The sequence below is a fragment of the Erwinia aphidicola genome (assembly GCF_024169515.1).
Classification (GTDB): domain Bacteria; phylum Pseudomonadota; class Gammaproteobacteria; order Enterobacterales; family Enterobacteriaceae; genus Erwinia; species Erwinia aphidicola.
Window position 1 is genome coordinate 2,441,930 of the sequence record NZ_JAMKCQ010000001.1, and the last position, 14,206, is coordinate 2,456,135.

General features: G+C 60.0%; 11 protein-coding genes. All 11 read left to right on the plus strand.

Going from position 1 to position 14,206, the window contains the following annotated elements; translation table 11 throughout:
- Window positions 1-3 precede the first annotated feature (3 nt).
- The 11 genes from J2Y91_RS11365 (at window position 4) to J2Y91_RS11415 (ending at window position 14,192) form a co-directional block, all read left to right on the plus strand.
- Complete coding sequence (locus J2Y91_RS11365; RefSeq protein ID WP_133624693.1) at window positions 4-1,245, plus strand: DotU family type VI secretion system protein; 1,242 nt, start codon at window positions 4-6, stop codon at window positions 1,243-1,245.
- The gene (tssM, locus tag J2Y91_RS11370; protein WP_133624691.1) at window positions 1,245-4,871 is read left to right on the plus strand and encodes a type VI secretion system membrane subunit TssM; all 3,627 of its coding nucleotides are present in this window, start codon (window positions 1,245-1,247) and stop codon (window positions 4,869-4,871) included. The genes J2Y91_RS11365 and tssM overlap by 1 nt, the downstream gene beginning before the upstream one ends.
- 16 nt (window positions 4,872-4,887) lie before the next feature.
- Window positions 4,888-5,598 (plus strand): type VI secretion system-associated protein TagF, encoded by a 711-nt coding sequence (gene tagF / locus J2Y91_RS11375; protein WP_133624689.1) that lies wholly within the window; start codon window positions 4,888-4,890, stop codon window positions 5,596-5,598.
- An 8-nt stretch (window positions 5,599-5,606) separates the two neighbouring features.
- Window positions 5,607-6,608: a type VI secretion system protein TssA gene (gene tssA / locus J2Y91_RS11380; RefSeq protein WP_048914722.1), complete on the plus strand. Its 1,002-nt coding sequence runs from the start codon at window positions 5,607-5,609 to the stop codon at window positions 6,606-6,608.
- A gap of 48 nt (window positions 6,609-6,656) precedes the next feature.
- Complete coding sequence (gene tssB, locus J2Y91_RS11385) at window positions 6,657-7,193, plus strand: type VI secretion system contractile sheath small subunit (RefSeq protein WP_048914723.1); 537 nt, start codon at window positions 6,657-6,659, stop codon at window positions 7,191-7,193.
- Between the two features lie 3 nt (window positions 7,194-7,196).
- Window positions 7,197-8,696, plus strand: a complete 1,500-nt coding sequence (gene tssC, locus J2Y91_RS11390; protein WP_048914724.1) for a type VI secretion system contractile sheath large subunit — start codon at window positions 7,197-7,199, stop codon at window positions 8,694-8,696.
- Between the two features lie 228 nt (window positions 8,697-8,924).
- Complete coding sequence (locus J2Y91_RS11395; protein ID WP_048914725.1) at window positions 8,925-9,407, plus strand: Hcp family type VI secretion system effector; 483 nt, start codon at window positions 8,925-8,927, stop codon at window positions 9,405-9,407.
- A 408-nt stretch (window positions 9,408-9,815) separates the two neighbouring features.
- Complete coding sequence (locus J2Y91_RS11400; RefSeq protein ID WP_048914726.1) at window positions 9,816-10,697, plus strand: DUF8812 domain-containing protein; 882 nt, start codon at window positions 9,816-9,818, stop codon at window positions 10,695-10,697.
- 11 nt (window positions 10,698-10,708) lie between these two features.
- Complete coding sequence (locus J2Y91_RS11405) at window positions 10,709-11,107, plus strand: lysozyme inhibitor LprI family protein (protein ID WP_133624687.1); 399 nt, start codon at window positions 10,709-10,711, stop codon at window positions 11,105-11,107.
- Window positions 11,108-11,538: 431 nt separating this feature from the next.
- Window positions 11,539-13,398 carry a type VI secretion system-associated FHA domain protein TagH gene (gene tagH / locus J2Y91_RS11410; RefSeq protein WP_133624684.1) on the plus strand — a complete coding sequence of 620 codons (1,860 nt, stop codon included), beginning with the start codon at window positions 11,539-11,541 and terminating at the stop codon, window positions 13,396-13,398.
- Window positions 13,398-14,192, plus strand: coding sequence for a PP2C family protein-serine/threonine phosphatase (locus J2Y91_RS11415; protein ID WP_133625125.1), 795 nt, complete (start codon window positions 13,398-13,400; stop codon window positions 14,190-14,192). Before tagH ends, J2Y91_RS11415 begins: the two co-directional genes overlap by 1 nt.
- Window positions 14,193-14,206 lie beyond the last annotated feature (14 nt).

Sequence of the window (14,206 nt, forward strand, 5' to 3'; positions counted from 1 at the left end):
ACCATGAAACAGGAACGACACGCCGATGCGCAAGCCTGGGTTTCCGGGGCCAACAGCCATAACCCGCTGGTGGCGGCGGCCAATCCGCTGCTGAATGCTATCCCGCAAATCCGCCACTCGGTTTCCCACCCCGATCCCGCCGGCTTACGCCAGCGCCTGATCGATGAGATCCGCCAGTTTGAGATGAGCTGCCAGCGCGCCGGGCTGCCGTATGAAGCGATTATCGGCGCCCGTTACTGCCTGTGCACCGCGCTGGATGAAGCCGCCGCGCTCACTCCGTGGGGCGGGCGCGGCGTCTGGCCGGGCAGCGGCCTGCTGGTGACGTTTCACAATGAAACCTGGGGCGGGGAGAAATTCTTCCAGCTGCTGGCACGCCTGTCGCAGACGCCGCGTGAACAGATTGCGCTGCTGGAGCTGATTAACTTCTGCCTGCAGATGGGCTTCGAAGGACGTTACCGGGTGATGGATAACGGCCGCTCGCAGCTGGAAACCATCAAGCAGCGCCTGCTGCAGATGATCCGCTCAGTGCGCGGCAGCTATGCGCCGCCGCTGTCGGTCCACCCGGAAGATCACCCGGTGACGCGCAAGCTTTGGCGCCCGGTGGTGCCGCTCTGGGCCTGCACCGCCGTGGTGGGTTTCCTCGCCTGCCTGCTCTACATCCTGCTCAACTGGCGTCTTGGGGATTACACCAGCCCGGTGCTGGCCTCGGTTTATCAGACCGCGCTGCCGGAAGTCACTATCCACGATCCGGCGCCAGCACCGCCTGCCGCGCTGGACCTGAAAACCTTCCTGCGCCCGGAGATCGAACAGGGACTGGTGTCGGTGCGTGATGAAGCCGACCGCAGCGTGGTGACGCTAAAAGGTGATGGCCTGTTCAGCTCGGCCGCCACCTCGGTAAGCGACGGCTACGCCAGCGTGCTCAACCGCATCGCGGCGGCGATGAACAACGTCAGCGGGCGCATCCTGGTGGTGGGCTACAGCGACAATGTGCCAATCCGCAGCGCCCGTTTTGCCTCGAACTATGAACTGTCGCTGGCGCGCGCGCAGTCGGTCACCGAACAGCTGCAGCAGCATCTCTCCCAGCCGCAGCGCGTCAAAGCGGAAGGGCGTGGGGAGAGCAACCCCATCGCGCCGAACAACAGCGCCGCTAACCGCGCGCGCAATCGCCGGGTCGAGATCACCCTGCTGGTGGCACCGGGAAATACCCAGGCCCAGCTTAACGGCCAGGTGCAAGGAACTCACTGATGCTGAATATTCTGTTTGCCGTCTTAACCAACCGCCTGCTGTGGGGCTTTGTTGGTATCACCGCGCTGTCGTTTATTATCTGGGTGATTGGCCCGGTGTTTTCGATTGTCGATTCACGCCCGCTGGAGCCGGAAGTCAACCGCCAGATCAGTATTGGGCTGCTCTACCTGGTGTGGGCTCTGGGCAACGTGGTGCCGCGCCTCTATAACAGCTGGCTGAACCGAAAGCTGATGGGCAGCCTGAAAACCACGCCGGGGGAGTCGCCAGATGGGGAGAGCCCGCGTCTGACCAGCGAAGATCGGGTGCTGGCGGAGCGTTTTAACGAAGCCTCCGAGCTGCTGAAAAAAGCGCACTTCTCTCACGCCAGCGGCCGCTCGCCGTTCTGGGCGCAGCGCTTCAGCCGTCAGTATCTTTACCAGCTGCCGTGGTACGTGATTATCGGCGCGCCCGGGGCGGGTAAAACCACCGCGCTGGTTAACTCCGGCCTGCAGTTCCCGCTGGCCGACCGCTTTGGTAAGTCCGCGCTGCGCGGCATTGGCGGCACGCGCAACTGCGACTGGTGGTTCACCAACGAAGCGGTGCTGCTGGATACTGCCGGGCGCTACACCACCCAGGAGAGTCAGCAGCAGCAGGACGCCAGCGAGTGGCAGGGCTTTATCGGCCTGCTGCGCAAATATCGCGGCCGCCAGCCGATCAACGGCGTGATCGTCACCGTCAGCATCTCCGACCTGCTGACCCAGTCGGCGGAGGCGTCGCAGCAGCAGGCGGTGGCGCTGCGCCAGCGCCTGATGGAGCTGCACGAACAGCTTGGCATTCGCTTCCCGGTGTATGTGCTGGTGACCAAAGCGGACCTGCTTAAGGGCTTCCGCGCTTACTTCGCCAAATTCGATAAGGCGCAGCGCGAGCAGATCTGGGGCTTCACCTTCCCGTGGGATAAAGCGCGGCTGGCCGATTTCGATCTGATGGCGGCCTTCACTCAGGAGTTCGCCCTGCTGCAGCAGCGGCTGGACGCCGGGCTGCCGGACACGCTACTGCAGGAGAGCGATGCCAAAGCGCGCGCGGAAAGTTTCCTCTTCCCGCAGGAGTTCGCCGCGCTGCGCCCGCTGCTGGCCGACTACCTCGACACCGTGTTTGCCCGCTCCAACTTTGAAACCCAGTTCTCGCCGCGCGGTATCTATTTCGCCAGCGGCACTCAAGAGGGGCTGCCGTTTGACCGCGTGATGGGCGAACTGAACCGCGCCATGCAGCTGCCGCAGGATGACAGCGGCGTACAGGGCAGCTGGCAGCAGGTCAGTAAAGAGGCGCCGATCCCCGGCAACAAAGGTCAGAGCTTCTTCCTGAAGGATATGCTGCAAAAAGTGGTGTTTGCTGAAGCCGGTCTGGCGGGCAGCAACCGCTGGTGGGAGCTGCGCAACCGCGCGCTGCTGGGGTCCGGCTATCTCGCTCTGGCCGCCGTGCTGGTGGTGGCCTCGCTGCTGTGGTTCACCAGCTACGGCAACAACAAAAGCTACCTGCAGCAAGTCCAGGCGCGGGTGCCGGAAGTGGCGCGCCAGAGCACGGCGCTGCAGGGCAGCGACCCGCGCGATCTCTTTGCGCTGCTGCCGTTCCTTAATAGCGTGCTGCACCTGCCGGAGAGCGACGAGTTTGACCTTAACTCACCGCCGCTGACCCGCCGCATGGGGCTGTATCGCGGCGCGGAAGTCAGCGATGCCACCCAGGCGCTGTACCAGAAAGCGCTGCAGCAGATGCTGATGCCGCAGGTGGCGCAGCTGATTACCACCTGGCTGCGCAACGACAACGGCAGCGATGCCGACTACAGCTATGAAGCGCTGAAAGCCTATCAGATGCTGTATCAGCCGAAACACTACGACGGCAAATTCCTGCACGCCTGGCTGATGCTGAATATCCAGCGCACTCTGCCGCAAAACGTCACTCAGGCGCAGGTGAAGCAGCTGGAGTGGCATCTCAGCCAGCTGCTGGAGAACCAGATTCAGGCCTCGCCGTATGCCCGGGATGATGCGCTGGTAAAGCGCGAGCAGGCGCTGATTAATCAGATGCCGCTGTCGCAGCGCGTCTACGGACGCCTGAAGCGCCTGCTGGAACGTGATGACAGCTTACGGGCGGTGTCGCTGGCTTCGCTCGGCGGGCCGCAGAGCGAACTGGTGTTTTCGCGCAAGAGCGGGCGCTCGATTGCTGACACCATCCCGGGGCTATACACCCCGGACGGTTACTGGAACAGCTTCGACAAAAACATCGCTGCGGTGACCAAAGCGCTGCATGACGATGACCAGTGGGTGCTCGGCGGTCAGGTACAGGGCGAGACGCAGCAGCAGACCGATGCGGCGGTGCGCCAGCTCTATATCAGCGACTATATTCGCCAGTGGGACGGGCTGCTGCAGGATATCCAGCTCAACGGCAGCGCCGACCTGGCGCAGCGCATCAACAGCGCGCGGCTGCTCTCCAGCAGCAGCTCGCCGCTGCGCAAGCTGGTGATTAACCTCAGCCACTATCTGGTGCTGGAAAAAGTGCCGCAGGGCGATGACAAAGCCGCTAAGCCCGCCGACAGCGTCAGCGATAACAGCGCCACGCGGACCCTGCAGGCGCTGTTCCGCTCGCGCCAGAACAGCCCCGGCGCGGCGGTACAGCAGACGCCGGAGCAGGCAGTGGCTAACCACTTCGCGCCGATTATTGAGCTGGCCGATCCGCTGGAAGAGGGGGGTAAAACCATCGCCTTCGACGACTTCCTTAAGCAGATTGACGACCTGTATCGCTACCTGACGGCGGTGCAGGACGCCGCCAACAGCGGCATGCCACCGCCGGCGGGTGAGGCGATCGGCCACCTGCAGGCCAGTGCGGGCAGGCTGCCCGGCTCGCTGCAAAACATGTTTACCAGTATGGCGGTCGGCGCCAGCAGCGACACCCAGCGCCGTGACCTCGACAACGTGCGTAAACGTATCAACGTCGAAGTCGGCGGCTTTTGCCGCCAGGCGATAGCCGGGCGTTATCCGCTGGTGCGTTCCGGGCGCAGTGAAGTCACCCCGGACGATCTGGCGCGCATGTTCGCTCCGGGCAGCGGCCTGATGGACAGTTTCTTCCGCGACAACCTGGCCAACAAGGTGGATACCACCCAGTCGGCGTGGCGCTTTACGCCAGGCATTGATGGCAAAACCCTGCCGGGCGGCGAGAGTATTCTGCGCCCGTTCCAGCAGGCGCAGAGTATTCGCGACGCCTTCTTTGCCAACGGCTCTACCACGCCGTCATTCCGCGTGACGGTGCGCACGGTGCGGATGGATAACGACATCCTCACCCTGACGCTGGACGTTGACGGTCAGCTGCTGCGTTACAGCCACGGCCCGCAGGCGGTACAGCTGATGAGCTGGCCGGGCAGCGGCGGCACCAACCAGGTGCGTATGCAGCTCGGGCTGGCCAACGGCACCACCTCGACGCTGGTGACCAACGGCTCCTGGGCGCTGAACCGCTTCTTTGACCGCGCCCAGCAGAGCGCAGGTAGCAGCAGCCTGAGCCGCCAGGCCACCTTTAACGTCGATGGTCACCGTGTGACGCTGGAGTTCACCCCAAACAGTATCCGCAATCCGTTCCAGCTTCCCGGGTTCTCATGCCCGTAGCCGTGAGGAGAAGAGAATGAGCCAGACGCCCGCGATTAGCTGGTACGGCAAATTGCCCAGCGCCGGAGATTTTCTCAAGCGCCGCTTTCCCGATGTGCTGTTTAACCAGTGGAGCCACTGGTTCCAGGTTGGCCTGCTTAACTGGCAGAACGGTGAAGAGCAGCCCTCAGAGAGCCGCCGTCAGTTTGCCAATGCCCCGGTATGGAACTTCGTGGTGCCGCCGATGCTGGGCAGCCAGCAGGTGCAGATGGGCTGCCTGCTGCCGGGTAAAGACAGCGTGGGGCGCCGCTACCCGCTGTGCGCGCTACTGAGCTTCAATCCGGCGCAGTGGTCGGCGCAGCAGCTGGCGCTGGCGGGGGAGTGGTATCAGCAGCTCGGGCGCACGCTGCTGCACGCGGTGCGCAACGGCTACTCCGCCGAACAGCTTGACCAGGTATTGCTGACCATTCCGGCACCGCCGCAGCCCGAACACTTAGACACCTCCGGCATTCTGGCGGTGATTGGTCAGCCGGCGGAAGAGAACACCCTCGGCTGGTCACAGGTGGCGGACTGCTTCAGCCCGCAGCAGTACACCAGCTTCTGGTGGACCAACCGCACCGACGGTTACCCGCTCTACACCCATCTGCACAGCGGCAACTTCACCAGCCAGCTGTTTTCGATGCTGTTCGACCCGGCGGCGGGTGCCAAACCCGGTCGGAACGGCCTTTATCCGCCGATGTTTGAATAGGAAATCCGATGAATATCGATGCGCTTCTTACCCCTGTCAGCAGCGAGCAGCCCTGCGGCGAAAACCTCGAATATGACGCCGACTATATGGCGATGGAGCAGGCCTGCGCCGGTAAAGCCGAGCAGCAGTTTGGCGACACCATCATCCCGGCGGAACCCGCCGACTGGAACAAAGTCGAGCAGCTGGCCCTCAGCCTGCTGGAGCGCAGTAAAGATCTGCGCGTGATGCTGGCGCTGACCCGCGCCTGGACCCAGCTGAAAGGGCTGCGCGGCTATGCCAACGGCCTGCTGCTGGTGCAGCAGGCGCTGCTGCTCTACTGGGAGCCGCTCTGGCCGCTGCTGGAAGAGGACGGGCAGCACGACCCGTTCTACCGCGTTAACGCGCTGGCGGCGCTAAGTGATAAATCGGCGCTCAGCACCGCCCTGCGCCAGGCCGCGCTGATACGCCATGCGTCCGACGAGATCAGCCTGCGCGATGCCTGTTCGCTGCTCGACGGCAGCAAGACCGACTGCCCCGGCTATCCCGGCGGTTTGACCCGCCTGCAGGATGAGCTGGCGCGCGGCGGTCCCGGCCCTGAAGCGGTGGTGCTGATAGCCGAACGCCTGCTGACCATTCGTGAAACCGTCACCGAGCAGCTGGGCAACGGCGGCCTGCCGGAGATGGAGCAGCTGCTAAAAACCGTCAACACGGTGGCCGCCGCCTGTCAGAGCACCGATCTCAGCAGCCTGATCCCACCGCCTGCCAGCAGCAGCGCCGCTGAGCCAACGCCTCAGAGCGCGCCGCAGTCCGCCGACTGGCGCACGGTGCAGCTCAGCTCACGCGCCGATGCGCAGCTGATGCTGGAGAAGGTGAAACACTATTTTGTCCGGCACGAACCCAGCCACCCGGCGCCGCTGATGATCGAGCGGGTGCAGCGTATGGTCGAGCTGGACTTTATGGAGATCATCCGCGACCTCGCGCCGGACGGCGTGCATCAGCTGGAAACTCTTTTCGGGCGTCGCGATAGCTAACGCTTGCGGCGCAATATTTTTGTACGCGCACATCCAATGGAGAACACCATGCCAGTCAGTAAATCCAGTGGGCAGAAATTCATTGCCCGTAATCGCGCGCCCCGCGTACAGATCGAGTACGACGTGGAGATCTACGGCGCAGAACGCAAAATCGAACTGCCTTTTATCATGGGCGTGATGGCCGACCTGGTCGGTAAACCCGTCGACGCTCAGCCGGGCGTGGACGAGCGCAAGTTCCTTGAGATCGATATCGATAACTTCGACGAGCGCATGAAGTCGCTGAAACCGCGCGTGGCGTTCCAGGCTGATAACACCCTGACCGGGGAAGGGCGTCTGAACATCGACCTGACCTTCAACAGCATGGAAGACTTCTCGCCGGACGCGGTGGCGCGCAAGGTCGAGCCGCTCAACCAGATGCTGGAAGCGCGCACCCAGCTCTCTAACCTGCTGACCTATATGGACGGCAAAAACGGTGCGGAAGAGCTGATCGCCAAAATCCTGCAGGATCCCACGCTGCTGCAATCCCTCAGCCACCTGCCGAAATCAGACGATGCCGCAGCGGACAGCAGCGCTAAAGAGGAGTAACTGATGAGCAACCCATCCCAGCAGTCGCTGGCGCAGGAGCAGCAGGCCTGGAGCCAGGACGAGTTCAGCGCGCTGCTGAACAAAGAGTTCCGCCCGAAAAGCGATCAGGCGCGTAATGCCGTCGAGAGCGCGGTCAAAACTCTGGCGCAGCAGGCGCTGGAGAACACCGTTACCGTCTCCAACGATGCTTATCGCACCATTCAGGCACTGATCGCCGAGATCGACGAGAAGCTGTCAAAGCAGGTGAACCAGATTATCCACCACGACGATTTCCAGAAGCTGGAAGGGGCGTGGCGCGGTCTGAGCTACCTGGTGAACAACACCGAAACCGACGAGATGCTGAAAATCCGCTTTATGAGCATCTCCAAGCAGGAGCTGGGCCGCACCCTCAAGCGCTATAAAGGCGTGGGCTGGGACCAGAGCCCGATCTTCAAGAAAGTCTACGAAGAAGAGTATGGCCAGTTCGGCGGCGAGCCGTTTGGCTGCCTGGTCGGCGACTACTACTTCGACCACGGCCCGCAGGATGTTGAGCTGCTGAGCGAGATGGCCCGCATTGGCGCGGCCGCCCACTGCCCGTTTATCACCGGTACCGCGCCGGGGGTGATGCAGATGGAGTCCTGGCAGGAGCTGGCAAACCCGCGCGACCTGACCAAGATCTTCCAGAACACCGAGTACGCCGCGTGGCGCAGCCTGCGCGAGTCGGAAGATGCGCGCTACCTCGGCCTGGTGATGCCGCGCTTCCTGTCGCGCCTGCCTTACGGCATCCGTACCAACCCGGTGGACAGCTTCGACTTTGAGGAAGAGACCGACGGCGCGAATCACGGCAACTACACCTGGACCAACGCCGCTTACGCGATGGCGGCCAACATCAACCGTTCGTTCAAGGACTTCGGCTGGTGTACGTCGATTCGCGGCGTGGAGTCCGGCGGCGCAGTGGAAAACCTGCCGTGCCACACTTTCCCGAGCGACGACGGCGGCGTGGACATGAAGTGCCCGACCGAGATCGCCATCAGCGACCGTCGCGAAGCCGAGCTGGCGAAGAACGGCTTTATGCCACTGGTGCACCGCAAGAACTCCGACTTTGCTGCCTTTATTGGCGCACAGTCCCTGCAGAAACCGGCGGAGTACCACGATCCCGATGCCACAGCCAATGCCCGTCTGGCCGCGCGCCTGCCGTACCTGTTCGCCTGCTGCCGCTTTGCGCACTACCTGAAGTGCATCGTGCGCGACAAGATCGGCTCCTTCCGCGAGCGTGACGAGATGGAGCGCTGGCTGAACGACTGGGTGATGAACTACGTCGACGGCGACCCGGCTAACTCCTCGCAGGAGACCAAATCGCGTAAGCCGCTGGCCTCCGCCGAAGTGCAGGTGGAAGAGATTGAAGACAACCCGGGCTACTACGCCGCGAAGTTCTTCCTGCGCCCGCACTACCAGCTGGAAGGCCTGACCGTGTCGCTGCGCCTGGTATCCAAACTGCCATCGCTGAAGTCGAACGACGCGTAATTAATCCCCGCAAGTATTTAGCCATTAATCACTTCGTTGTCATTAATGGCTAACTCTCTGAAATATCCCTGTAGCGATATTCAGAAATAAGGCAGAGGTAAAATATGGACTGTTTTATTCAGCTTCATTGCTTTCCTGTTTGCCATATCAGTGCTTTATCTAGACCCAAAGGTTTCCTGAAGGAAGCAGGGTAAAAGCAAAAACTTTAACTAATGAGAGTAGATAACTATGGCTATTGATATGTATATGAAGGTTGACGGTGTGACTGGCGAATCAAAAGATTCTAACCACACTGGCTGGATCGATATTGATTCATTCTCCTGGGGTGCTTCTCAGCCGGGCAACATGTCTGTGGGTGGCGGTGGCGGTGCCGGTAAAGTGAACTTTAATGACCTGCACATCAATGCAAAAATTGATAAAGCCGTTACAGCACTGCTGAAGAACTGCGCCAGCGGTAAGCACGTAGCAAAAGTAGAAGTGTCTGTCTGCAAAGCTGGTGGTACTCAGGTTGAATATACCCGCATTACGCTGGAAGACGTGTTGGTGACCAGCGTTCAGTTTGTTGGTTCAGAGCATGATGACACGCTGGGTGTGACCTATGCCTTCCAGGCGGCGAAAGTGAAACAGCAGTACTGGGAGCAGAGCACTTCCGGTGGTAAAGGCGCTGAGAGCAGCGCTGGCTGGAATATCAAAGAAAACAAAGAAGCGTAATGCTACTGCCCACTCGCTATGGGTGGGCATCTCCGAAAAGTTTCACGGAAACGCATCGAGTATTTAATCGGGTAGAGTGAACAACCGGGGCAGGATCGGGTCGACGTTTTGGAAAAACATGGCGGCCACCAGGTCCAGCGCCGGCTGTTTAGTATTTCAGTTGACCATAAATCAGACAAATGCTCAGTGACTAAGATGATTTAGAAGACGGCTCGTTATTGTGACTTAACCTCTGTATGCCGTGATAACAGGTAAAGACTAAGAATAATCAGAGAGATGAAAGGCATCTAGTCGGTGAGCCATGTGTTTGATACGTGCTGGATAATCCATGATGCCTCAGGCTGCCAGGATACCAGCCGATTTACAGGGATTCCCCCCGCAATTGAAACAGTAACGTGAGGAGAGTAAATGGCTATTATGGCTTCAGTCGGCCAGGGTGGTAAAAACCATTTCGGCGACGTTAAACAAGTTCAGCAGCTGCTTCAGCGCAATGGCTTCCCGCAGATCCGAGATGATGGCCGCATTGGCCCGAAAACCATTCAAGCGATTAAAGACTTTCAGTCGCGTTTTATGGCCCGGCCGGATGGGGTGATTGATGCAAATGGTAAAAGTTACAGTTATCTGATTCGGGGTAACGCACCGGGGCGTGTCGCACCGCCTGCGCGCTCAACGCCACCGGCTAACACGCCCGCCACCTCAGGGACGCTGACCGTCAGTGCCGGGCAGGTGACATTCGATGCGGAGGGGGGCGATAACCCCAGCCGAAACAACTTCAGCCGCCATATTCACTGTCCAAGCGATGATTCCGGAGTCACTATTGGGCGAGGCTATGACATGAAGATGCGTTCAGAGTCGAGCATTATCAGCGACCTGACGCAGGCGGGCGTGCCACTGGCTCAGGCTCAGCAGATAGCGAAGTCGCATGGCAAGAGCGGGGCCGCTGCTAAAGCATTTGTCAGGGACAATCGTGCCGCAATTGGAACTATCACTCATCAAATGCAAGTCCGCCTTTTCGAACTGATCTATCCACGTTATGTTGAGACGGCCCACCATTTTTATGATTTACGTACGGCGAATATCCCGCAAAGACCGACTTGGGAAAACCTCAAGCCCGCCGTGCGAGCCCTGACCGTGGATTTCGTTTATCAGGGCTTCAAAAGTGAAAATACCATGAAGAAATGTATGTCTAATGATATCGATACACTCATTAACTACATTGAAACCACACCTGAATTATCGCAGTATGAGGGTGGACGAAATCGCGTAGGTTTTTTGAAAAGAAATCGCTGAAAGGATTGTTTATGAATAAGAAGTTATTATCTGTCGCCCTGTTGTCATTATCATTTTCCAGCTTTGCGGCGCTAGCGGAGCAGGATTGTTCTAAGATGGATTCAACGGGTGGTGTTTATGATTGTGTCCAGAAGAATAAAGACGAGTCAGAGGCAGCGCTTAATAAAGCGTATGGCGAAGCAAAGAAAAAAATCACCGCTGCATACAGTAATGACGCAAGCTATGAAAAGCCCCTGCAGCTGGCTTTACTGGATGGACAGCGCGCATGGGTAAAATTTAGAGAGAATCAATGCAAAATGGAGTCCTTGGTCGCCGAAGAGGGCAGCTCTGCAAACAAAACCGCAGCTAACAACTGTATCATCAGAATGAATAAACAGCGCATCGCCCAGTTTGGTGAGATGCCTTACTAATCAATCCAATCCGGGCAGCCATAATGCGATTTATGGCTGCCCGGCAATAAAAAAACTTCTGAAAGACACTCTCACGATTATCGTTCCTGCGTTATTCATAGCGGCAAAGCCTGCTGGTTATTAAACCTTATAGGAAAAGCCTGATCGTTCGCTTCAGCGGCGATAACAGGTAATTAAGCTGTCAGACAGGAAAGAAAATTTTTTTTATTATTGATTAAGTACGGCGTTATTAATGCCGCTACTTCCGCTGAAAAATGTTCGTCAGCTAACTACAGCCGAATGTAACCCGCATGAAAAGCATTAAGCAGCTAGATAACATTCTCAAAAACTGATTTCCCCGCGCCCACCGCTACCTGAATTTCGCCCGTTTTAGTTTCCCTGCCGAGACGGGCGCAGTGCAGATGCCGAATACACCTGAGCAGGAACATCTTATGCGATTTACGATTATAACCACCAAACAGGGTCATCAGCCGCCGCAGAGCAGCTGCGATTTCTTGCCACCCGGCGGCACGATTGGCCGTGGCGTTGACAATAACCTGGTGCTGCCGGACGACGATCGCACCATCTCGCGGCTGCAGGCGATTGTGCACATCAGCGCCGACGGTGAGTGCCGTATCACCAACCGTGGCAACGTGACGCGCGTGCTGCTCAACGATATCCCGCTGGAGCGCGGCCGTCAGGTGGAGCTGCAGGATGGCGATGTGCTGGGCATTGATGACTATCGCCTGCAGGTCAGCGAGCTGGGCGAGGTAGCACGCCCGCTGGTGCAGCCGACGGTGGCCCCGACGGCTGCGCGCCCGCAAAGTGCAGCTGCCGCTGCCCCGCTGGCAAAACAGGCCGCGCAGACTGCCGCCATTCCCAGCGAGATCTGGGACAGCCTGGCGCAGGAGTTCTCCATCTCTGACAACCTCTCCAGCCGCCGGCAGAATAAAAGTGCAGAGAGCTATGCCAACCCGCTCACCGCGCCCGCTGCCGCAGAGCGTAACCCGGCCGACCCGCTGGCGCAGCTGGGGCAGGGCAGCGAGCCGCTCAACTTCGATCGCCGCCAGCAGACGCCGGAGAGCCTGTTCGAGCCTGACCCGCTGTTCAAGCAGGAAAGCATCTTCGATGACAGCACCCCGAGCACGCTGTTCCAGCAGCCCGGTGCTAAAAGCCCGCTGCCGGACAGCAAGCCGCAGGATGAGCAGGACCCGCTGGCACTGTTTGGCGCCGGCAGCAGCCCGGCGCAGGTTAACAGCGACGACCCGCTGGGCCTGATGATAGGTAGCGCCGTGCCGCTGGCGCCGCTGGATGAGGAGCCTGGCCAGCAGAGCGCGCCGATAATTACGCCGCCGCCGCCGCCGCACGTGCAGCCTGAAGCCGCCGCCCAGCCCGAAGCGCACGACGCGCAAAGCGCGCCAGCCGACGACCCGCTGCCGCCGCTCGACAGCGACTTCTCGCTGTTTGGCGCTGACGCCAGCCAGCAGCCTGACAACGCCGGGTTTGCCAGCTCGCCGCTGTTTGATGAGCCTGTCGATGCCGCACCCGCACCGCCGCCGCCGGACTACAGCGGCATTACGCTGCCGACCCCGCAGGCGATGGTGCGCCAGAACGCCCCGGTGCCAAAAGGCCGCCTGCGCATTGACCCGGTCGCCAACAGCAGCCAGCAGAGCAGCGCCGCAGCGGGCGGTGAAACGCTGGATGGCGAGCTGCTCAACGCGCTGATCGGCGGCATGGGTTTGCAGGACCTGCAGCCGACGCCGCGTTTTGACCACGACTCCATCCAGGAGCTGGGGCAGATGCTGAGCATGTTTTCGCAGGGCACCGTGGCGCTGCTGTCGTCGCGTTCGATCCTTAAGCGCGGGGTGAAAGCGGAGATGACGGTGATCCTCGACGAGGCCAACAACCCGTTCAAGCTGCTGCCTTCCGGTAAGTCGGTGCTGATGCAGATGTTTGGCAGCCGCATGCCCGGTTTTATGCCGCCGAAGCAGTCGGTGCGCGATGCGCTGGTGGATCTGCAGGCGCACCAGCTGGGAATGATCGCCGGGATCCGCGCGCTGATCGCCTCCATGCTGCAGTCGTTCAACCCGCAGCAGCTGGAAGAAGAAGCGCGGGCAGAGGGAGCCACCTCGCGCCTGTCACTGCCCAGCAGCCGTAAGGCCGCGCTGTGGGATCACTTCACCAAACGCTATGGCGAAACCGCCGGTGAGATAGAAGACGACTTCCACACGCTGTTTGGCGAAGCCTTCCTCCACGCCTACGACATGGAAGTGAACCAGTACAAAGACTCTCAGATCAGATCGGAAGAATGATGAATATCACCATTGCCTCAATGTCGAACCAGGGTGAACGCGCCAGCAATCAGGATCAGATCGGCGAGATCGTCGGTGAGCGCTCGGCCTGCTTTGTGGTGTGCGATGGCGTTGCGGGCCTGCCGGGGGGCGATATCGCCGCCAGCGTGGCGCGTAACACCATTATGCAGCGCTTTGACGGGCAGCAGCATCTGAATGCCCAGCTGATCCGCGAGTACGTCAACGGTGCCAACGGCGCTATCCGCCAGCAGCAGAAAAGCGAACCGGACTATCACCGCATGGGCACCACGCTGGTCAGCCTGTTTATCGACCGCGACTACGAGCTGGCTTACTGGGCGCACGCCGGGGACAGCCGCCTGTATCTGTTCCGCCGCGGTTATCTCTACCACGTCACCACCGATCACAGCCTGGTGCAGCAGATGAAGGATGCCGGGCATCAGACCGAAGGGATCAACGGCAACCTGCTCTATTTTGCCCTCGGCATGGGCGATGAAGATCGCGATGCCAGCTACAGCGACGTGGTGCCGATTGAAGATGGCGACGCGTTTCTGCTGTGTACTGACGGCTTCTGGCACGGCGTTTCCCAGCACCATATGCAGCAGTCACTGCATATGGTCAACACGCCGGACGAGTGGCTGACGCTGATGCAGCAGATGATTAAGAAAAACGAACAACAGTCGGAGGGCAGCCAGGATAACTACAGCGCCGTGGCCGTCTGGGTCGGGGAGCCGCAGGACACAACGCTGCTGCACTCGCTGTCGGAAGCGGCGCAGTTTATTCCGCTGCGTGATTGAAACAGGAAATGGAT

What these genes read in the sequence shown, in the direction of transcription:
- J2Y91_RS11365 (WP_133624693.1), top strand. Translation starts at nt 4, where the DNA reads ATGAAACAGGAACGACACGCCGATGCGCAAGCCTGGGTTTCCGGGGCC.
- tssM (WP_133624691.1), top strand. Translation starts at nt 1,245, where the DNA reads ATGCTGAATATTCTGTTTGCCGTCTTAACCAACCGCCTGCTGTGGGGC.
- tagF (WP_133624689.1), top strand. Translation starts at nt 4,888, where the DNA reads ATGAGCCAGACGCCCGCGATTAGCTGGTACGGCAAATTGCCCAGCGCC.
- tssA (WP_048914722.1), top strand. Translation starts at nt 5,607, where the DNA reads ATGAATATCGATGCGCTTCTTACCCCTGTCAGCAGCGAGCAGCCCTGC.
- tssB (WP_048914723.1), top strand. Translation starts at nt 6,657, where the DNA reads ATGCCAGTCAGTAAATCCAGTGGGCAGAAATTCATTGCCCGTAATCGC.
- tssC (WP_048914724.1), top strand. Translation starts at nt 7,197, where the DNA reads ATGAGCAACCCATCCCAGCAGTCGCTGGCGCAGGAGCAGCAGGCCTGG.
- J2Y91_RS11395 (WP_048914725.1), top strand. Translation starts at nt 8,925, where the DNA reads ATGGCTATTGATATGTATATGAAGGTTGACGGTGTGACTGGCGAATCA.
- J2Y91_RS11400 (WP_048914726.1), top strand. Translation starts at nt 9,816, where the DNA reads ATGGCTATTATGGCTTCAGTCGGCCAGGGTGGTAAAAACCATTTCGGC.
- J2Y91_RS11405 (WP_133624687.1), top strand. Translation starts at nt 10,709, where the DNA reads ATGAATAAGAAGTTATTATCTGTCGCCCTGTTGTCATTATCATTTTCC.
- tagH (WP_133624684.1), top strand. Translation starts at nt 11,539, where the DNA reads ATGCGATTTACGATTATAACCACCAAACAGGGTCATCAGCCGCCGCAG.
- J2Y91_RS11415 (WP_133625125.1), top strand. Translation starts at nt 13,398, where the DNA reads ATGAATATCACCATTGCCTCAATGTCGAACCAGGGTGAACGCGCCAGC.